This window comes from Dolomitihabitans soli (assembly GCF_022213955.1).
In the GTDB taxonomy this organism is placed as follows: Bacteria; Actinomycetota; Actinomycetes; order Streptosporangiales; family Streptosporangiaceae; genus Streptosporangium_A; species Streptosporangium_A soli.
The window spans coordinates 389,051-408,256 of record NZ_JAKNTW010000006.1; the positions used below are offsets into that span (position 1 = coordinate 389,051).

A 19,206-nucleotide genomic window follows, 5' to 3' on the forward strand; every position below is an offset into this window, starting at 1 on the left:
TGTAGACGGACCGATGAGGTAGGACGTGTCCCGGCGTCGGAGGAACCATGGACGCGCGCAACCTCGCCAACCGGCTCTCTGCCGACGACGGCGAGATGAGCCATCGGACGACGTTGCTGTACAGCAGTGCCGTACAGCAACACCGTCTTACGCGATCACATCTCACCGAACCGCATCTACCGCCTGACCAGCGCGTAAGCCCGCCGACCTGGCCCCCGCCGTTGACTCGTAATGGGGTCCCGGTAGCAACGGCGGAAAATCCAACGGATATCGCTTCGCCAGCGTCGACGTGGAGCATTCCGGCGAAGTCAGCGGCATCCTCGGCCCAGCCCGCCGCATCCACCACCGGCACACCAGCCATGCGACGCCCTCACATCAGAGCAGGCCAGGGGCATTTCCGTTGGATTTTTCGCGATTAGGCCCGGTGGTAAGAAACGCGTCACATGGCCCAAACGAGCGGCGTCGCCGCAGGTCACGGTGCGCGACTGTGCCACCCGCCGAGGGCAGATTTCGGTCCGGGCGTTCGGGGATGAGTCCGACGCTCTGCGGCACGATAACGCTGGATCGGGCATTTCCGCAGGTCGCGTTGCTCGCTAAGTGCTTTTATGTCAAGCCGCCCGGGAGCTCCCGGTTACGCAGCGTCGCTTTGGGCCGTGTGGCTCGATTCTTACCGGCACGCCAAGAAGGTGGCCCCGCTGCCGCTACCCGCCCCGCAGCCGCGCGCGCTGGCCGCCGCCCAGGTGCGCACTGTCAAGAACATCGTGGACCGGATCGAGACCTTCCACGAGCTCAAGGGCCGCCGTCACCGCGGCGCCGGCGCGCGTGCCCATGCCCACGCGCGCCCGCTGCGCGACCGCGCCATCATCTACCTGCTGTTCGGCACCGGGCTGCGCCGCGCCGAAGTGGTCGGCCTGGATCTGGACCAGCTGGAGCCGGCTGACCCCGACCGGCTCCGCCAGGCCAAGAAGGCGCGCCTGATCGGCGTACGCGGCAAGGGCCGTACCAGCCGGACCGTGTTCCTCGGCCGTGACGCCCGCCAGGCGCTGGCCGACTACCTCGACCAGGAGCGGCCCGGCGCCGCCGCCGTCAGTACCATTCCGGCCGCGCTGTTCCTGTCGGCCGCCTCCATCGCCGTCCGCCGCCCCGACGGCCGCCTGTCACCCCGCTCGATCAACACCATCGTCGGCGAGATCGGCCGCTTGCACGACGCCCAGACCAACGACCCCGACCGCAAACTCGGCACCCTGCGCCCGCACGACGCCCGCCACACCTTCGCCTTCCAGCTCTCCCAAGCCTCCGGCCACAACCGCGCCGAACTCGAACGCCGCCTCGGCCACGCCAATGACCGCTACCTGCGCCTGTACACCAACCCGCCCGACGACATCGCCGCCGGCTATATCGAGGATCTCTGACCCAGCGCCTTCGCGCGGGGGCGCGCACTACAGTGCTGGCGTGGTGATGCGGTTGCTGCTGGAGCCCTTGCCCGCATCGTGGCCGGCACCCGGCGCCCCCGCGACCGCAGGGACTGCGCGGCCTGCTCGCCCAGCTGCAGGAGGCGGCCGACGCCGTGCGGCAGCTCGACGCCCTCGAAGGGCGCATGCGGCGGCGCCACGTTCTTGTAGGTCGGAGCCGGGTTCGTTGCTTTCTGCTCAACGAGTCGTGGATGGAACGCGACGTGCTCTTCAAGCCTTACGCCGACGAGTAGCGCGGTTCGGGCCCTGATCTGCCGCGTCCTGAGGAGGTCGGCCATCTCGGCCTCCTCCTCCCGAACGTGTCCCTAACCCCAAACTAAGCTGATCTGCGCAGGTCAACCGGTTTCCGAGAAGATCGTGCTCTCGGGAGCGGAGACGGTCACGACTTTGAGAACACGCACAGCTGAGAGGCAAAACCCCAGCTCGGCACCTCTGTGAACAGGGCTGTGTCGCTAGTTGGCGGCTGGGGCCACCTACAGGAGAAGGACGCCTGGTCGAGTGGATGGCGGTGGTTGACGCCTTCCTGGCCCGACATACTCGGGATATACCGGAGATGGGTATCGTCCGCCGCCATGAAGCGGATCCTTGCCCTCGTAGTGGCCGTGATGCTGATGGCCGGGGCGTGCGCTCAGGAGGATCCTCCGAAGAAGGTGGAAACGGATCATGTGGTCGGCAAGGTGGCGCGTACCGCCGTCAGCGGTCACGGGCCTGCCCTTGGGCTACTCAACGCGGACTGGCAGGTGACGGTCGAGGGGGAGCGTGCGAACTTCGAGGTGGAGGGTGGCAGCCTCGTGCTGTTCACCACCGACGGGGTGCAGGGGTTCGACGCGACCACCGGGCAGAGCGTGTGGCACTACAGGGAACCTGGGCGGAAGGTCGATTGGTCGAGGCTGGCAGCGGGTGTGGTGCTGCTCAGTACGGAAGGCGAGGAGGAGAGGCTCGTCGCGCTGGATTCGGCAACGGGACGCCTGCTCTGGGAGAAGAAGGTCGAGCCCTTCACCGGCTTCTTCGTTCATGGACGTGTCCTGGTCCGCGAGAGTCATTCCCCCGCCACCCCCGTACTTGCCGGGATCGACATGCGCACCGGCGAGGAGTTGTGGGATGGGGATCCGGACGTCGGCAAGGGCTGCGACTCGATCGCGCTCTACCCGCACGCGACCGACGCCAGCGTCATCGTGCTGGAGGAAAGGTGTGGGGGGGGCCTCTTCACGAGTGGCTTTCTCGGCCTCGACCCCGCCAGCGGCGATGTGCTCTGGAGCCATGACCACGGTTTGATCGGTTATCCCGATGTCATCTCGGTGGCGCGAGGTGCCGCGGTGATCTCTGCGTCGGATTCCGGGAGGACGACAATCTTCAGCCGCGACAAGGCACAACAGACGCTCGAATGCCGCCGCTGCGAGCCGGTCATCGCAGGAGATCACATTGTCTGGCTCACCGGGAGTGGGAGTGGGACGGAGAAGACGCGAATGGCTGTCGTCAACGCTCACACCGGCGCCGCGAAGGTCGTGGCATTGCCGATACCGCAGTCGAACCTCATCTCTGACGGGCGCCGGCTGTACGGCACCGGGCCGACTCCGGCGGGCGGCCAAGGCGGCGAACCGACACACTGGGTGACGGTCGTCGATCCGGCGACGGGATCAGCCAGGGCGCTGCCCATTCACGCCAATCCAGGTTTCGGACCCATCCGCTGGGTAGGCGCCGTGGACGGACGATTGATCGTGGCCATCCGCCCATCACAAAAAGCGTCTGAAGAGGCATCCGGGCACCGGCTGATCGCCTACAGCTCGACCCCAGGGGCCGAGCCGCTGGAGTTCAGCGGTGTGGACCCCCGGAGCTGGCCCGACTGCGCGAAACTGGTGGCTGCCGTGCCGGGCAAGCGCCTACGGCGGCCCGACGGCCGGCGCGACTGGGGCGAGATGGTGATCGGCTCCACCAGGGTCGCCAGGTCCTCCTGCTACGCGAGCGACATCGAGGGCATCGGCGAGGTCTCCGTCGGAGTCAGGTGGGTCACCAAGCGCCCAGAGGACGCTGACGCCTTGCTCGACGGAACCCCTGGCCAGGCGCCGGACGCCGGACTCCGTGCCGGGTCACTGGTCAGGGTCGGTGGCGTCATCGTGCGGGTGGACGGCCCGCCCGAGGCTGTCCAGGCGGTGGTCAAGCAACTTCGGTCAACGGTCCCGTCCTAATAGTGCAATCCCGATAGCAAGGGGCCCTAGCTGCTCCCCTCGCCACCAAGCCGAGGACCTCCGCTCCCACGACGTCCCCCGAAATCAGAGTGACCGACAACGACTGAGGACCTGCGATCAGCTACCTGGCGGCTGGGGACACGTTCGGGAGCGGAGGGCCAAGTCAAGGTCACAGTTCAGCCGAAGGTGATGCCGGACGATGCGGAGGAGTTCAAGCGCGGGCTTCAGCTCCCGCAGCTGGACAATCCGCACATCACCGTCGAGGTCACGCTCTCCGCCGAATCGATCGCCGTTCGGCCGCAGTGAGGACCACCGAAACCCCCGGCGCGCACACGGCTGGGCCCGAACTCACCGACCGGCAGACCTCGCCGTCCAGCGCGCCGAACTCCAGCACCTGGTCGATGCCCAGCGCCCCCGCCAGGTCGGCAACCAGCCCGCTGGACTGTAGGCGCAAGATCGGCATCTTCGTCCTGGCCGCACAGCGGGTGACGGCTGAGGTGCCCGACTCCGGGTTCCGGTCTGGGCGTTCGGGGATGAGTCCGGCGCTCGCCACCGCGTTAACGACGGCGGGGACGTTTCCGCAGGTCGCGTCGCTCGCTAACCGCCTTTATGTCACGCCCTCCGGGAGTCCCCGGTTTACTCACAGCTCCTTGGCCCCCTGGTGGCACGGACCCGTCCTCGACCTTCGGGAAGTACCCGAGCCTTGTAGGACTTCAGCCACATCACCAGCGCCAGCAGATGGTGCTCATCCTGGGTTCGGCCACGAGCCCACGCGACCTCGGCCTCAGTTGGTGTGAATGCCTCCGCCAGCTCCCGCGCCGACACCACCCTGGCGAACCCCGGATATGCCGTCCGATCGACCGAGGTCACCCGAAGCCCCCAAAACCGCCACCAACACGACGACGATCACCCTAACGACCGGCCTTCAGGCCCCGCGGTGTCTTTCCGGCGTATTCCGGCCTTCCCCCTACCATGGGCACACCATCGCGACACGCTTGGGAGATGTGATGACCGCGCACGACGACGCCGCTGCGCAGCAGATGGGATCCACGCGGGAGCGGTTGATCGAATCGGCCGTGCGGCTGTTCGGCGAGAGGGGTATCGAGGCGACTTCGCTGCGGATGCTGACCGAAGCGGCCCGGACCAACATCGCTGCGGTCAACTACCACTTCGGATCCAAGGACGGCTTGCTGCGCGCTGTCATCGATCGGACGATGCAGGCCATCAACGGCGAACGCCGTCGCCGGCTGGACGCGTTCGAATCTGAGCCTCAGCCGCCGTCGGTGGCGGCGCTGGTGCGCGCGTTCGTCGAACCGGGTGCCAGCCTTCTGGACGGACACGGCCAGAGCGGGCCCGATGTCGCGCGCTTCATCGGCCGCATGCTCGGCGAACCCGATCCGAAGGTCCGGCAGGTCTTCGCCGACCAGGTCGACCCCGTGGAGGGCCGCTATCTCACCGCGCTGGGCCGCGCCCTGCCCGACCTTGACGAGGACGCCGTCCGATTCGTCTACACCAGCATGCTGGGACTGCTCAGCCTCCATCAGTCCGGAACTTTCACCGCACTGGAATGGCCTCAGCGGCAGAGCCCCGGTCCCCGGGAAAACCCTTCCCGCACCGCTGACCTTGAGCGCCTCATCGCCTTCATCACCGGCGGAATCCTCGCCACCCAATCGGGCCGCGCGGCTGCTACGTCGTGATCGGGACCGGCGCGTTCGTGATCGCCGCCGTGCCGGCGGTCAGCCTGGTGCGAACGCGGCGCCTCGCGCGAAGGACACCCTCACTTCAGGCGAGCTGACCTTCCCGTCAACCGGCTCGACCAAACGGAGACCTCGTTGTAAGGCGTTCACCGGACATCGGCACGCCCCCTGCCTTCGTAGAGTGGTGATCAGCTGCGGCTTGGCCGCGCGGATACCCACTACGCAGGGGCAGCGGGTATCCCCCTTCACCCGGGACGCACGTCTTGGCGTTGGCCGGTGCGGTCACGGGTGCCCGCGGATTCGGCGAGGATCCGCGCGCGGGGGGAGCGACTCCTCGAATCCGCTGGGCCCGGCCGCCACCGGACGCACGACCTGATCTGCCCCCACGCCTGCGAGCGTGAGCGGTCCACTGCCCGCACCGCGGGTGCGGGCAGCGGGGGCCGCCGCGCCATCCGTCACTTCAGGCCGGCGAGGAAGGTTCTGGCCAGCTTCTCCACGGCCGGTTGCGCGATGGAGGACTCGAAGACCGGCTTCTGGTAGCCGTCGGCGGCGACGAGGCCGCCGCCGGTCGTCGTCCCCCGGAAGGTGAACTCGATGGTCCGGTCGCCGGTCAGGACCTTGATCAGGACCTCCTGCCTGGGATCCTTCTCCGGCTCATCCGGCCTGGTGGTGGAGGAGATCACGGCGAACGCCTTCTCGCCGAGTCCGGAGAGCTCCTGGCGGGGCTGGTAGTCGGTGTGGATGTTGTCGTCGCCGATGCCGCCCTGGGCGCGGTAGCGGTCGTACTTCTTCGCATCGCGATCGAACTGGAACTTCGATCCGAGGCCGCCGCCCCCCCAGTCGACCACCCGGACGTCCAGTTGGCCGCCTCGAGCGGTGTACTCCTGGCCGGGCTCGTGCTCGACCGCCTCGCTGATCCTCCAGGTGCAGCCGGTCTGCTCTATGTTGCCGTCGTTACCGCTTACGGATGGTCCCTCGGCGGTGGGGAAGAACGCCGACTCGATGTCCTTGGGGCTGAGGATCGCGCAGGGCCCGTCGAGTTTCGTCTCGCCGGCGTCCTTGGCCATCTCCGCGGTGATTCGCTCGGCGACCTTGTCGGCCCCGGCCCGCACCTCGTCGCCGGAGGGGTACTTGTCCCCGGTCCGGTTGTCGCCGCCGTACATGACCTCGATCAGCCAGGGGCCCTGCCGGGCGAACACAGTCGCCTTGAGGCCGCTGCGCTGGATCGAGCTCTGGCTGTACGACGCGTCGCCGAACTTCAGTTCCTTGAGATCGCCGAACGTCGAGCCGGAGGTCTTGCCGTCGATCCGCTTGCCGTCCCGGACGTTGACCCGCCGCTCGTGTCCCTCCTTGTTGCTGTCGAACTGCGTCTTGGCGTACTCGACCGCGTTCTGGCTTTCGGTGCCGCGGGCCGCCACCGAGATACTCAGAATGCGATAGCCGATGGTGCCGCCGCCGACGTCCATCTTGTTGTTGTCCCACTGGCAGCCCGCGCGCTTCTCGAGTTCGGTGGCGGCTCCGGTGGACGCATTCTTCCCGCCGTACTTGCCATCGGTGACCAGGCTCTTGCGGAGGTCTTCCGGAATGGCGGCGCAGAGTTGGTCGCCGCTGATCGGCCGCAGTTTGACCGCCTCGGTCCGCCGCACCGCGTCGGCGGTCGGTGACGCCGACCGGGCCGAAGAACGCCGGTCGTCGGGGGAACCCAGGGGCGGTCCGGTTTCGCGCTCGCCCCTGTTGAGGAGCATCCAGCCCCCGACCAGTGCGACTCCGCCGATCAGGACGACGGCGAGCACGACGATGATGATGATCAGCGGCCCTTTCCCGCCGCCGCTGCCGCGCCGGGGAGGGAGCCGGTGTCCGCCGGGGCCGCCCGCTGCCGGCCCCCCCGGTGGATAGCCACCCGGATTCCAGCCCGGCGTTCCGGGCGCACCGGGTCCGTGCGGCTGCCCGCCGGGGACCGGTCCGTGCGGCTGTCCGCCGGGGACCGGTCCGTGCGCGTGCCTGCCGGGCACCGGTCCGTGCGGCTGTCTGCCGGGCACCGGTCCGGGGGGTGGCGGGAATGGGTGGGACATCGGCGACCTCTCAGAACAGACCAGCGATTGTTGGCGAACCCACGTGCGCGAGCCGTTCTCCAAGCGATCGAAACCGCGCGGGAAACGAACGGAAACCGTGCTCGGGGGCGGCGCCGACGATGTCGAACGGATGCCGCCCGAGCCCTTCGTACCGTCCGCCGGGGCATTGGGCGGGCATGCCTTTACGGCTGCGCCCGCACAGCAGCCGGTTGCGAGCTTACAGACAGTGGGAAGGCGAACATGTCAGGCGAACACCTGACATGGGATCACGATTCGGTTGAGCGAATCTCTCCGGGGCTGAGCGAGGCTCCACCGCGGGGCTGCCTCAGGGCACTTCATACGTCGGCCACGAGTAGCCCGACGGCGGGGCGCCTCGGTCATCCGGCCGCGTCCAGTTCGGCGATGCACCGGCCGAGATCGGCCGGAGGTTCGTCAGCCGAAGCGCTGGTAGTCGATCTTTCCTGTGGACGTGTACGGCAGGCTTCCGGTCAGCTGAATGCGCAGGTAGGCGGGCGGAATCCCTAAGCCGGCGCAGATCGTGGCCGCGTGCCGGCGCACCCGGGCCTCGTCCGCCAGGCAGTAGGCGGTCATCCCCTCCGGCGACCCTACGACGGCGACCTCGCCGATACCGGCCAGGGCGGACTCGACCTCATCCAGGTTGATCCGCCTGCCCGCCACCTTCACGATGCGCTTGAGCCTGCCGTCCAGGTAGAGGAAGCCGTCGCGGAGCGTTCCGACGTCGCCCGTGCGCAGCACGCCGTGCAGCCGGTCTCCCCGTGCGAGATCCTCGCGGGTGTCGGCATAGCCGAGCATGACGTTCGGTCCCTCGTAGACGATCTCGCCGGTGTCCTCGATGCGGAACCGGCCGCCGGGGATGGCCCGGCCGACGGAACCGATCGCGTCCGGGTGCGCCGCGGTGTCGAGGACCGACATCCTGGCCGTCGCCTCGGTCTGGCCGTACATGACCGAGAAGCGGGCCCCGCGCGCGGACGCGAGCCGTGCGTAGTCGGCGGCTGTGGGCAGGGCCCCGCCCGCCTGGGTGAGCGAACGCAGCGACGCCGGCCATTCCCTGCGCAGAACGGGCCACAGCGCCCTGTAGGTGAGCGGCACCCCGGCCATCGCGGTCACGCCTTCGGCGGCCATCAGCCGCAGGAACCTCCTGCCGGTGGGGGAGGCGTCGGTCAGCACGACCGCGGCCCCGCAGGACAGGTGGCTGTTGAGCACCGACAGGCCGTAGCAGTAGTGGAGCGGCAGCGACGTGACCGCCCGGTCCGCGGCGTCCATGCCCAGGGCGCGCACGATGTCGCGGGCGTTGCCGGACACGTTGATCCTCGACAGGCGGACGGCGCGCGGGCGTCCGGTGGTGCCCGAGGTCATCATGAGCAGAGCGAGATCGTCGTGGAGGTGATGCTCGGCCGGCGACGTGCGCCGCCACACCGTGGTGTCCTGCCGCGCCTCATACCCCTCGGGTGGTACGCCGGGGGCTCGCACGACCAGCTCCGGCTCGTAGGCCGCCAGGAGGCGCGCGACCGCCCGCTCCGACAGGGCGGGATCGGCGAGCAGGACGGCGTGGCCCGCCTCCAGACAGGCCAGGTAGCACAGGACCGTGTCCGGGGAGAGGTCGGCGAAGAGCGCCACGAGTCCCTTGCGCGGAAGTTCGCCGGCCAGACGGCTCCATCGGACCATGGCTCGCGGCAGGTCGCCGTAGCGGATGTCGTCGCCGCCGGGGAGGACGAGCGCGGGGTCGGCTCGTGCGCCGTGGGCCAGGAACACGACTACTGGTGCTCCACCAGGCGCGCGAGGGCGCGGATCGTCGAGGCGTCGAAGACCGCCTCCAGCGAGATCTCCGCCCCGAGCCGCTCGGAGATGAGCGTGCTCATCCGCACCACCGTCAGCGAGTCCGCGCCCAGGTCGATGAGGTCGTCCAGCACGCCGACGCGCTCGGCTTCGAGCACTTCGGCGACGATGCCCTGGAGTCGCCGTTCCACATCTCCCGCGGCTTCGACGTAGCGGGACAGCTCGCCGGGGTCGAGCGCGGCCACCCGCTCGCTCAACAGTCCCGCGTCGTCGGGCAACTCCTCGACCAGGGCCACAAGTTCGGGGGCGTCGTCCCTCAGCTCCCGCCAAAGATGCTCGCGGATTTCCACCGCGCTGGCGTACAGGTCGGGCACCACGGCGATCGCCAATTCGCCGTCATGGATGAATGACGCCGCCTTTTTCACGTAAGGATGAGTGGACGCCACTTTCTCTGGTGTCATTTCTACTCCCAATTCAGCCGGATATCGTGTCCGGGATGGTAGCCCGACGCGGCTCGATCAGCAAAGGTGGTTCTGTTCCGTGCTGGTGCATGACATACTCGACTCCATTACCTTGCCCGGCCGTACGGCGGTGCGTGACCGTACGGGCTCGTGGACTTATTCGGAGCTGCGGCGCAACAGCCTGGCGTTCGCCGCCTGGTTGTCCGCGCGAGGCGTGCGCCGCGGTGACCGCATTATGGTGAGGGCGATTTCCGACAAACGCTTCCTGGCGGCTTTGTACGGATGCTCGCGGGTGGGCGCGATTTTCGTCCCCACAAGTGAGACGCTCAAGCCCTATCAAGGCGCCCAGATAACGCGTGACGCCGAGCCCGCCCTGACCGTCGACTTCGACGCGGCGTGGCCGGCGATCGCCGAGCGGGATCTCAGCTTCCCAAGGCACCCGGAGTCCGACCCGCTCATCCTCTTCTACACCTCGGGCAGTACGGCGGAGCCCAAGGCCGTGGTCGCGCCGCACGAGCGGATCCTGTTCGCCGCCCGCGCCGTCCAGGAGCGACTGCGCTACCGGAACGACGACACCGTGTTCTGCCGGCTGCCGCTGAATTTCGACTACGGCCTCTATCAGATCCTTCTCGCCGCGCTTTCCGGGGCGACGCTGGTCCTGGCCGACCCGCGCGACGACGCACGCCTCGCCGTGGAGATTCAACGCCATGAGGCGACCATTGTCCCCGTGGTGCCCGGTCTGGCCGGAATGCTCGCGCGTCTGGCGGGCCGCGGTTCGCCCATCGCCCATGTCCGGCTGTTCACCAACACCGGCGAACACCTTCCGCTTTCGACGATCAGCGCGTTGAAGGAGACATTCTCTGGGGCGGCCGTGCAGCTCATGTTCGGGCTCACTGAATGCAAGCGCGTGTCGATTCTCGAACCCGACGGACATATCGGCAGTCCGCTGTCGGTCGGCAGGCCGCTCACCGGCACGTCGGTCACGATTCTGGACGAGCGGGAAAGGCCGGTGAAAGCGGGGGAGAGCGGCCAGATCGTCGTCTGCGGTCCGCACGTGATGGCCGGTTACTGGAGGGCGCCCGAGCTCACCGCACGCACGTTCGGCCGTGATCCGCACACCGGCGTGCCCTTTCTGCGGACCGGCGACATCGGTTGCCTCGACGAATCCGGCCACCTTTACTTCCAGGGCAGGAAAGACCAGATATTCAAGATCAAGGGTGTCCGCGCCAGCGTCGCGGAGATCGAGGCGGCCGTGTTCGAGATCCCCGGCGTGCGGGACGCGGCGCTGGTGCCTCCGGCCGACGGCGGCAAGACGATCCTCTACGCCGTCGGATCTCTCGGCTCCGCCGACATCCTGCGTGAGCTGGAGGCGCGGCTGGGCCCGCAGAAGCTCCCCGACGCGTGCCACGTCCTGGACGACCTGCCACGCGGCTCCACGGGAAAGATCGACAGGTCGGCGCTGCGCCACTAGCGGGGTGTCCAGGAGCCTCTTGGGCCGGGCGAAAGGTTCGTGGACCCGCTCACCCGTTGCGGGTCTCCAGCGCGGCGAGGCGCTGCCTGTCCACCTTGCCCGTCGCCGTCCTGGGGATCCGGTCCAGTTCCCGTACGGTGTCCACGATCATGTATCTCGGCAGGGACGCGGCGCAGTGCCGCTTGACCTCGAGCAGGCCGGGCACCCGCTCGCCGTTCGGCACGATCCACGCGACCAGCCGGGCGGCGAGCCCGTCGCCCGCCACCACCGCGGCCGCCTCGGCGACGGCGGGATGGGTGTGCAGGACCTCCTCGATCTCGCCGAGCTCGATCCGGTGACCGCGCACCTTCACCATCCCGTCCTTACGCCCGAGATAGCGCAGATCGCCGTCGCCGCCCAGCACGACCCGGTCTCCCGTCCGGTACGGCAGGCCGCCCTGCGGCGGATGTCCCCAGTAACCGAGCATCACGGTCGGCCCCGCCACCACGAGCTCGCCTTCCTCGCCCACCCGCGCCCGGCTGCCGTCGTCGCGCTCGGGCCACACCTCGTCACCGGAGCACGCCCGCCCGATGGGAACGGGATCGGTGCCGTCCTCGGGCAGGATCGGCACTTCGTGGAACGTGCAGACGTTCGTCTCCGTCGGGCCGTACAGATTGAGGAAACGCACGTCCGGCCAGTGGTTGCGCAGGTGCCGCAGGTGCGCCACGGGGTAGGGCTCGCCGGCGAACAGCACCGCGCGCAGCCGCGGCGGCCGGGCGTCGAGCAATCCGCCGGCGCGCACCATCATCATCAGCGCCGACGGCACGGAGTACCAGATGGTGATGGATTGCTCGCGGAGGAAGGCCACCAGCCGGTCGGGGGCGTAGGCGTGCTCGTGCGGCACCAGATGCACCGAGGCGCCGGCCCGGAACGCGGCGTACAGATCGAGGACGGACAGGTCGAACTGCGGCGGAGCGTGGTTGGCGAACCGGTCGTCGCGGCCGGCGCCGAGTTCCCTCGCGGCCCACTCGACGAAGGCGAGCGCGTTGGCGTGCGACAGGCACACCCCCTTCGGCACGCCGGTGGAGCCGGAGGTGTAGAGGATGTACGCCAGGTCGTCGGGCCCGCCGCCGGGCTCGGGAAGCGGGGCGGCCGAGCACCCGGTCACCTCGGTCCAGTCGGTGAGGCACTCGACGGAGGGAAGGGCCTGCGCCCTGGCCGGGGTGGTGACCAGCACCCGCGGCGCGCAGTCGGCGATCACCGCGGCCGCGCGGGCCGCCGGTCCGAGCGGGTCGATCGGCACGTAGGCCGCGCCCAGCCGTAGCACGCCCTGCATCGTGGCGACCATCCGCGCGGATTTGTCCAGCCAGATCGCCACCCGGTCGCCGCCGCGCACCCCGCGCGCCGCCAGCGCGCGGCCGATCTGGTCGGCCAGCCCGTCGAGCTCGCCGTAGGTGAGGTCGCCGTCCGGTGCGCGGACCGCGAGTGCGCCGGGCATGCGCCGCGCGCCGGCGCGTACGAGGTCGGAGAGTCGTCTCACAGCCCGAGTCCCGCCGCGATCTGCTCAAGCTGCATCTCGGAGGTGCCCGAGAAGATCGTGCTGGGGACCGCGTTCCTCAGCTCGCGTTCGATCCCGCCGTCACAGCGCACGCCCTCGCCGCCGAACAGGTGTACGGCGGCCAGCGTGATCTCCACCGCGCTCTGGCTGACGGCCAGCTTCGCCATGGCGACCTCCGACGTGGCCTGCTCGCCTTGGTCCAGCCGCCAGCACGCGCGATACAGCAGCAGCCTGGCCGCCTCCAGGCGCAGGTGCAGCTCCGCCAGGCGGTGGGACACAGCCTGGTTGGCGCCGATCCGCCTGCCGAACTGCCTGCGCTGCCTGGCGTGCCGTACACACCGGTCGAGCACTCGGGTCAGCTGCCCGAGGTAGGCGGCGAACAGGCAGGTGCGCTCCCAGCGCATGGAGCCCTGGAACACGGCCGCGCCCTGGCCTTCGCGGCCCAGGCGGGCCCGGCCCGGCACCCAGCAGTCCGCCAGGGTCAGGCTGCTCGCCGGGCAGCTCTCCAACCCGAGCTTGCCGAACGGCTCGCCCACCGTGAGCCCCTCGACGCCGCGTTCCACGACGAACGCGGTGAGCCCCAGATGGCCGAGCGCCGGGTCGGTGCGCGCATAGACCACGAACACGTCGGCGTCGGGGCCGTTGCTGACGAACGTCTTCGTCCCGCTGATCCGGTACCCGTCACCGTCACGCACGGCCGAGGTCCGCACGGCGGTGGCGTCGGAGCCCGCGGTGTCCTCGGTGATCGCGTTGGCTCCTCGCCATCGCCCCGAGCAGAGCTTGGGCAGGACGTGCTCACATACGGCGGGGTCGGCGTACTCGGCGATGGGCATGGCACACGCCAGCAGGTGCGCCATGGCCGAGAAGACCAGCCCGAAATCCGGGTAGCCCAGGCCGAACGCCTCGGCGGCGCGTGCGGTGGTGACGAAGCCGTGACCCTGTCCGCCGTACTTCTGCGGAACGGACAGGCCGAGCAGACCGAGTTCCCCACATGCCCGCCATCGCTCGCGGCCGGGTGAGAGTGTTTCGTCGGCTGGCCAACTCCGGGTGGCGGTCGCTATGCGGGCGAATGTCTCTGCTGTCTCCGCGGGCCAGGTGAAATCCACGCCATACCTTTCTGGAAACGATCTGAAATTGTCCCGCCGGCGGGACAACAGCGGTAATTAAGCGGATCGAAAGGCGGGTTTCCTAGCGTCGGCCGCACGGTCACGCCGGGGGTGTGTCGTGACCCGATACTCACCACCTGCTCTTTCGGGGGCGATCCGGGAAAGGAAGGTCACGATGTCATCGGACAGGTTCCGGCAGGTGAACGGGCAGATCGCGGCGGCGCAGGCCGTCAGGGAGGACGGCCCGCGGCCGCAGGTCCGGCCGAACTCGATGCAGACGGGACTCGGCCTGGATGCCCGGGCGAAGCCGCGCCGCCTCGGACTGACTCTTCCGGAGAGATTCCCGTTCGACGCCTGGCAGGCGCTCGGAAAACAGATCAACCTCATCGCGGAGTCTTCTGTCTGGTGGCTCGGCGACTGGCTGGTGTTCGGCGAGGAGTCCTTTCCTGGACGCTACAAGAAAGCGATCGAGAAAACATCTCTCGAATACCAGACCCTTCGCAATTATGCATGGGTGGCGCGGAGAATACCCATCAGCCGGAGGCGCGACAAGCTGAGTTTCCAGCACCACGCCGAGGTCGCCTCGCTGCCGCCGCACGAGCAGGACCTGTGGCTGGATCGGGCCGAGCAGGGCAACTGGTCGCGCAATCGGCTTCGCGGCGAGCTGCGGTCGGCGCGCGGAGCGCAGGGGAAGGAGGCGCTGCCCACCTTCTCCATCGTGCTGAAGGTGCCCGTGGAGAAGGAGCAGGTGTGGAAGAGCGCGGCCGTGTCGGCCAACCAGCCGATGGACGCGTGGATCACGGCGGTGCTCGACTCGGCGGCGGCGCGGTCGATCTCGTTCACCCGCTCGCCCGATCAGCTCGCGGAGTGACGCTCTCGCTGATCACCCGGCCGGCGCCGAAGCGGATGACCTCGTCGGCCTCCTCGGCCACCGTGAGCCGATGGGCGATGACGACGAGCGTCAGGTCCAGGGCCAGCAGCCTCCGGAAGATCCGCATTTCCAGCTCGGGATCCAGCCCGCTGGTCGCCTCGTCGAGGATCAACAACTTGGGTTCGCGCAGCAGCGCCCGCGCCAGCGAGATCCGCTGGCGCTGGCCGCCCGAGATGCCCGAGCCTCCCGGGCCGAGCAGCGTCTGATACTTCATCGGCATCGCCTCGATCTCGGCGGAGATCCCCGCCAGCTCGGCGGCGGCCCTGATGTCCTGGTCGGAGGCGTCGGCCCGGCTCCACGAGATGTTCTCGGCGATGGAACCGGCGAACAGCCGGGCGTCCTGGTTGACGAAGCTGATCTGGCGGCGCAGCGAGGCCCGGTCGATGCTCGCGGTGTCCAGGCCGTCGATCAGCACCTGCCCGCGCGATGGGAGATGCAGCCCGGCGAGCAGCAACGCCAGGGTGGACTTGCCGCTGCCGGAAGGGCCGAGGAGCGCGACGAAGCTGCCCGGCCTGACGGAGAAGCTGACTCCGTCGAGCACGGTGTGCCCGCCGGCGTAGCTGAACGACACGTCACGCACTTCGAGTTCCCCGCGTACCTGCTCGACGACCTGCAGACGCCGGTCGCCGCCCTCCGGCTCGGTCTCCAGGATGTCGCGCAGCCGGGCGAGGGAGGCGCCGAGCCCCGACACCTGCAGCCCGGCGGTGACGAGGTTCGAGACGGGCACGAACAGTCCCATCGCCAGCGTGGCGAAGCCGAGCGCCGTGCCCACCGGCAGCGTGCCGTACATGACCAGGAACGCGCCGAGGATGAGCACGATGATGGGGGCGGCGAACTGCAGTGTCCGGCTCGCGGTGCCCCATAGCTGGAGGTGCCGCCTGCTGCGGACCTGGGCGTTGATCTCCTCGGCCAGCGAATGCGTCCATCGCTCACCGGCCACGGTCTCCGCGCCCGCCGCCTTCAGCGTCGGCATGCCGTCGAGCATCTCCACCAGTTCGCTCTGCGACTGGGAGTGCATCTCCAGCATGTCCGCCGTGAGGCGCTCCTGCTTGCGCCAGCCGAACAGCAGGATGCTGACCTGCATGATGGCCAACGCGATCACGAGCGAGGCCAGGAACACATCGGAGATCAGCAGCAACGCCATGTAGACGAGGATGAGGATGCCGTCGAAGACGGCCGCGAGCGTGGAGTCGGTCAGTACGCGCTGCACGCTGGCGCTCGTCCGCACGCGCAGCGCCAGGTCGCCCGGGCTCCGGCTGGTGTGGAAGTCGAAGGGGAGCGACAGCAGGTGCCACAGCGTCCCGATGGTGACCCGCTTGTCGGCGATCACCTGCAGCGCCAGCACCGACATGGAGCGGATGAGCTGCAGGGCGGCGAACAAGCCGAGTACGGCCAGCGCCACCGCGGCGACCGCCCAGGGCTCGACGGCATCGGCCCCCGGCCGCACGTACTCCACGAACAACGCGGTGGCCACGGGAATGACCAGATTGAACGCCAGCAGCAGCGTCGAGGCCATCGCCAGCGGCACCCAGGCCCGGTTACGCGGCAGGAAGAAGGTCAGATAACGCCAAGGGCTGCGCGACTGGGAACGCACGCGCGCGCCGCCCCGCGCCAACGGCGGCTGGAATTCGAGGGCCACCCCGGTGAAGGCCTCGCCGGCCGCCTGCGTGGTGATCCGCCTGCGGCCCAGTGCGGGATCGACGATGTCGACGTATCCGCCGCCCGCCCGTTCCAGGACGACGAAGTGCTGGAATCGCCAGAACAGGATCGTGCCGGGCGGCAGCCCTTCGAGCGCCTGTAGCGACGTGCGCACCCCGCGGCCCTGGATGCCGTGTCGCCGGCCCACCTCGAGAAGGGATCGGGCGGACACGCCGTCGCGGCCGGTGTTCGTCGCGCGCCGCAACTCGGCCACGTCGACGTCGATGCCGTGGTAGGCCAGCGTCATGGACAGGGCAGCGGCACCGCAGTCGCTGCGCTGCGCCTGATGGCGCACGGGGACCCGCGGGCGGCGGAATCTTTGCAGGGGTAGGCGAAACCTGCCGCTCAGCGCGGGCAGCGCGAAAGCACGGTCAAGCACGGTGCCGAATTCACGCGCATTTCCGCGCTGCGCGAGGGCCTGCCGGCGAAATCGACCGGCGATATCCGCCCCGGAGAGCTCGTCGTCCACTCCGTTCATAACGGTCCCTATCTCGACTCGATGGAAAAGCGGGGGGGGGGGGGGGGGGGGGGCGGCGCCCCGGGGGGCCCCCCCCCCCCCCCCCCGGCGGGCGACCCACCCCCCCCTGCTGCAAACGGGGGGGCGGGGCGCGGGCGCCCCCCCCACCGCGGAGTAACACACCGCCATCGCGACTAGCTGTGCTTGGCGGCGATGATGCTCACCTCGGAGCCGCCGACCATGTCGTCGAGCTCCTCGTCCGGCAGCGCACGGATGTCGATTGATTCGAACATTTAAAATCACCTCCCTGCGGTGTCGATTTCCCGGGACAGCTTAGGAACAAAATTCGTCAATGGCAATATCGTGTGAATCCGCGGGGAAGTGACCGGTCTTTCTCAGTCCAAACCTCGGCCAAAATTTCCGCCGAAAAACCTCGGCCCAAAACAGACGGAGGCAGACATGAATGCGCCGCTGACGTTCGCGCAGGAGCAGATTTATCACGCCGACCGGGAGAACCCGCAGGTGCGCACGCCCGTGTACTTCAACTATCGGCTGCGCGGCGCGTTCGACCCTAGCGCTTTCGTCGAAGCCCTCGACACGGTCGTGCGGGACAACGAGGCGCTGCGCGTCGTCATCGACGAGGGACCCGGCGGGCGGCTGCGGCAGCGAACGCTTGAGCCGTCGGACGTGGAACTGGTGCGGTGCCAGGACGTCCGCAGCAACTCCGCGGAGCAGTTCGACCGGTACGCGCGCGGACTCAACAGAAAGCTGCTGCTGAGCGCCTGGGATCCGGCGCGCGACCAGCCCTTCGCGTTCGTCCTGCTGCGCAACTCGCCGACCTTGCACGCCTTCCTGGCGGTCTTCCCCCACCTGGTGATCGACGGCCTCGGCCGTGACCTGCTGGTGGCGCAGCTGTGGCGGCACTACGCGAAGTCGACCGGCACGCGGCCGCCCAGTCTTCTCGCCGCCGCCCGCGCCCAGCGTGCCGCGCTGGGCGCCCCCGCGGCAGCCGCCAACCGTGCGTACTGGCGGCGGAGTATCACCTCCTCGTCGCCCGTCTACCAGTCCAGTCACATCTCGCCGCCCGACGCGGCGGAGGAGGGGTGTGAGTACCAGGCGCTCAAAGTGTCCGGCCGTACGCTGATGAAGATCACGCGGGACTGCCGCAAGCAGCGCTGCACGCGCTTCCAGTGGCTGCTGGCCGCCGTGGTCGCGACGCTGCTCGACTTCACGCCCCAGGACCGTCTCACCATCAACGTCCCGGTGGACACTAGGGGCGCCGCGGACGGCGACGTCGTCGGGATGTTCACCCTCGTGCTGCCGATGACCGTGGTCAGGACGGGCGAAAGCACTCCGGTCCAGGTGCGCAGGACGCTGATGGACGCGCTGCGCCACGCCTACGTCGACCGCGACACGCTCGCGGGCGCCGGCCGGGAACTGGCCGGCCGGTGGGACATCGAGCCGAGCGTCACGGTGGCGGCAAACCTCCGGCACGGCAAGGGCTACCGCGACCTCTCACCGTCCCTGGACGTCGAGCTCACCCCCGGCGCCTACGACCCGCCGGTCTCGAGTTCGCTCGGCGTCTCGCTGCACATCGAGGACGCGGCCGACAGAGTCTCGATCGGCATCGCCTTCGGCAGAAGCCGCTTCTCCCCAGCCGCGACCGCGTCCATCATGCGGCGGCTGGCCCAGCGGATCGACGACGCCGACGCCCAGTGCTCGGCGGGGGAGAATCCGCAGGGCCTCACCCGGGTCGGCCAGACCGAGGCCGTGTTCGCCGACCTCCGCGCGACGAGAGAACTGCTGCTGGCCCACCCCCTCGTGGCGGCGGCGCGGGTGGAGGTGAGCGACACCGCCCGGGTCGAGGCGGTGGTTCGCACGCGCGGCCGGGTCGAGCCGGGTGAGCTGGAGGCCCACTGCGCCGAGCGCGCCGCCGTACAGCGCTTCGTCCTCCCGCCGAAGGTGCGCGTCGACGTCCCGCCGGCGGGACACGCGGGCGTCAGGCGGCCGATTCCGCCCGCAATGCGGTGACCAGCCGGGCGATACTCGCCAGGTCCCGGAAATTGGCGCCGACCACGTTTTCCGTCGGTACGGCGACGCCGAATCGCTGAGCGATGAAACTGACCAGTCGTATGGTGGACAGCGAGGTGAGGACGCCCCATTCGAGAAGCGGAGTATCGGCGGCCAACTCGGCCCCCTGATCCTCGAGGATTTCCTCCACCAGGAAGGTGCGAAGGGCGTTTACGACATCGTCGTTGTTCATTTCCACTCCTTGACGAGAACAGCGTTGAGTCTCGCATGGTTTAGGTTGTCCGCCACGT

The 19,206-nt window shown here is 69.1% G+C and carries 13 protein-coding genes; 6 read left to right on the plus strand and 7 right to left on the minus strand.

The window, feature by feature from the left end; genetic code table 11:
• The first annotated feature begins 653 nt into the window (after positions 1-653).
• The 3 genes from MBA17_RS15195 to MBA17_RS15205 all read left to right on the plus strand — a co-directional run bounded on the left by MBA17_RS15195 (position 654) and on the right by MBA17_RS15205 (position 5,355).
• Positions 654-1,412 (plus strand): tyrosine-type recombinase/integrase, encoded by a 759-nt coding sequence (locus MBA17_RS15195; RefSeq protein ID WP_238497091.1) that lies wholly within the window; start codon positions 654-656, stop codon positions 1,410-1,412.
• A 665-nt stretch (positions 1,413-2,077) separates the two neighbouring features.
• Positions 2,078-3,658 (plus strand): outer membrane protein assembly factor BamB family protein, encoded by a 1,581-nt coding sequence (locus MBA17_RS15200; protein ID WP_238497175.1) that lies wholly within the window; start codon positions 2,078-2,080, stop codon positions 3,656-3,658.
• Positions 3,659-4,665: 1,007 nt separating this feature from the next.
• The gene (locus MBA17_RS15205; RefSeq protein WP_238497092.1) at positions 4,666-5,355 is read left to right on the plus strand and encodes a TetR/AcrR family transcriptional regulator; all 690 of its coding nucleotides are present in this window, start codon (positions 4,666-4,668) and stop codon (positions 5,353-5,355) included.
• Positions 5,356-5,810: 455 nt separating this feature from the next.
• On the opposite strand, the gene MBA17_RS15210 is transcribed toward MBA17_RS15205, so the two are convergent.
• The 3 genes from MBA17_RS15210 to MBA17_RS15220 form a co-directional block, all read right to left on the minus strand.
• Positions 5,811-7,148, minus strand: coding sequence for a hypothetical protein (locus MBA17_RS15210; RefSeq protein WP_238497093.1), 1,338 nt, complete (start codon positions 7,146-7,148; stop codon positions 5,811-5,813).
• 711 nt (positions 7,149-7,859) lie between these two features.
• Entirely contained in the window at positions 7,860-9,200 is a 1,341-nt protein-coding gene (locus MBA17_RS15215) for an AMP-binding protein (protein WP_238497094.1), read from the minus strand.
• Positions 9,201-9,202: 2 nt separating this feature from the next.
• A complete protein-coding gene (locus MBA17_RS15220; RefSeq protein WP_238497095.1) occupies positions 9,203-9,685 on the minus strand; it encodes a phosphopantetheine-binding protein in 483 nt (160 codons plus the stop codon).
• 79 nt (positions 9,686-9,764) lie between these two features.
• Between MBA17_RS15220 and MBA17_RS15225 the strand changes: the two genes are divergently transcribed.
• Positions 9,765-11,156, plus strand: coding sequence for a class I adenylate-forming enzyme family protein (locus MBA17_RS15225; protein WP_238497096.1), 1,392 nt, complete (start codon positions 9,765-9,767; stop codon positions 11,154-11,156).
• Positions 11,157-11,205: 49 nt separating this feature from the next.
• Here the strand turns inward: MBA17_RS15225 and MBA17_RS15230 are convergent, their stop codons facing one another.
• Entirely contained in the window at positions 11,206-12,675 is a 1,470-nt protein-coding gene (locus tag MBA17_RS15230) for an amino acid adenylation domain-containing protein (RefSeq protein ID WP_238497097.1), read from the minus strand.
• Positions 12,672-13,799 (minus strand): acyl-CoA dehydrogenase family protein, encoded by a 1,128-nt coding sequence (locus MBA17_RS15235; RefSeq protein WP_238497098.1) that lies wholly within the window; start codon positions 13,797-13,799, stop codon positions 12,672-12,674. Before MBA17_RS15235 ends, MBA17_RS15230 begins: the two co-directional genes overlap by 4 nt.
• 175 nt (positions 13,800-13,974) lie before the next feature.
• On the opposite strand from MBA17_RS15235, the gene MBA17_RS15240 reads away from it, so the two are divergent.
• Positions 13,975-14,670, plus strand: a complete 696-nt coding sequence (locus tag MBA17_RS15240) for an LmbU family transcriptional regulator (protein WP_238497099.1) — start codon at positions 13,975-13,977, stop codon at positions 14,668-14,670.
• Here MBA17_RS15240 and MBA17_RS15245 read toward each other — a convergent pair.
• Positions 14,639-16,807 carry a peptidase domain-containing ABC transporter gene (locus tag MBA17_RS15245; protein ID WP_238497100.1) on the minus strand — a complete coding sequence of 723 codons (2,169 nt, stop codon included), beginning with the start codon at positions 16,805-16,807 and terminating at the stop codon, positions 14,639-14,641. The two genes, MBA17_RS15240 and MBA17_RS15245, sit on opposite strands and share 32 nt — an antisense overlap.
• Positions 16,808-17,344: 537 nt before the next feature.
• On the opposite strand from MBA17_RS15245, the gene MBA17_RS15250 reads away from it, so the two are divergent.
• Positions 17,345-18,916 (plus strand): condensation domain-containing protein, encoded by a 1,572-nt coding sequence (locus MBA17_RS15250; RefSeq protein WP_238497101.1) that lies wholly within the window; start codon positions 17,345-17,347, stop codon positions 18,914-18,916.
• On the opposite strand, the gene MBA17_RS15255 is transcribed toward MBA17_RS15250, so the two are convergent.
• Complete coding sequence (locus tag MBA17_RS15255) at positions 18,885-19,148, minus strand: acyl carrier protein (protein WP_238497102.1); 264 nt, start codon at positions 19,146-19,148, stop codon at positions 18,885-18,887. The genes MBA17_RS15250 and MBA17_RS15255 overlap by 32 nt on opposite strands.
• Between the last annotated feature and the right edge of the window lie 58 nt (positions 19,149-19,206).

Excerpts from the sequence above, each read along its gene's own strand:
- MBA17_RS15200 (WP_238497175.1), top strand. The coding sequence starts at position 2,078 with ATGCTGATGGCCGGGGCGTGCGCTCAGGAGGATCCTCCGAAGAAGGTG.
- MBA17_RS15205 (WP_238497092.1), top strand. The coding sequence starts at position 4,666 with ATGACCGCGCACGACGACGCCGCTGCGCAGCAGATGGGATCCACGCGG.
- MBA17_RS15220 (WP_238497095.1), bottom strand. The coding sequence starts at position 9,685 with ATGACACCAGAGAAAGTGGCGTCCACTCATCCTTACGTGAAAAAGGCG.
- MBA17_RS15240 (WP_238497099.1), top strand. The coding sequence starts at position 13,975 with ATGTCATCGGACAGGTTCCGGCAGGTGAACGGGCAGATCGCGGCGGCG.
- MBA17_RS15250 (WP_238497101.1), top strand. The coding sequence starts at position 17,345 with ATGAATGCGCCGCTGACGTTCGCGCAGGAGCAGATTTATCACGCCGAC.
- MBA17_RS15255 (WP_238497102.1), bottom strand. The coding sequence starts at position 19,148 with ATGAACAACGACGATGTCGTAAACGCCCTTCGCACCTTCCTGGTGGAG.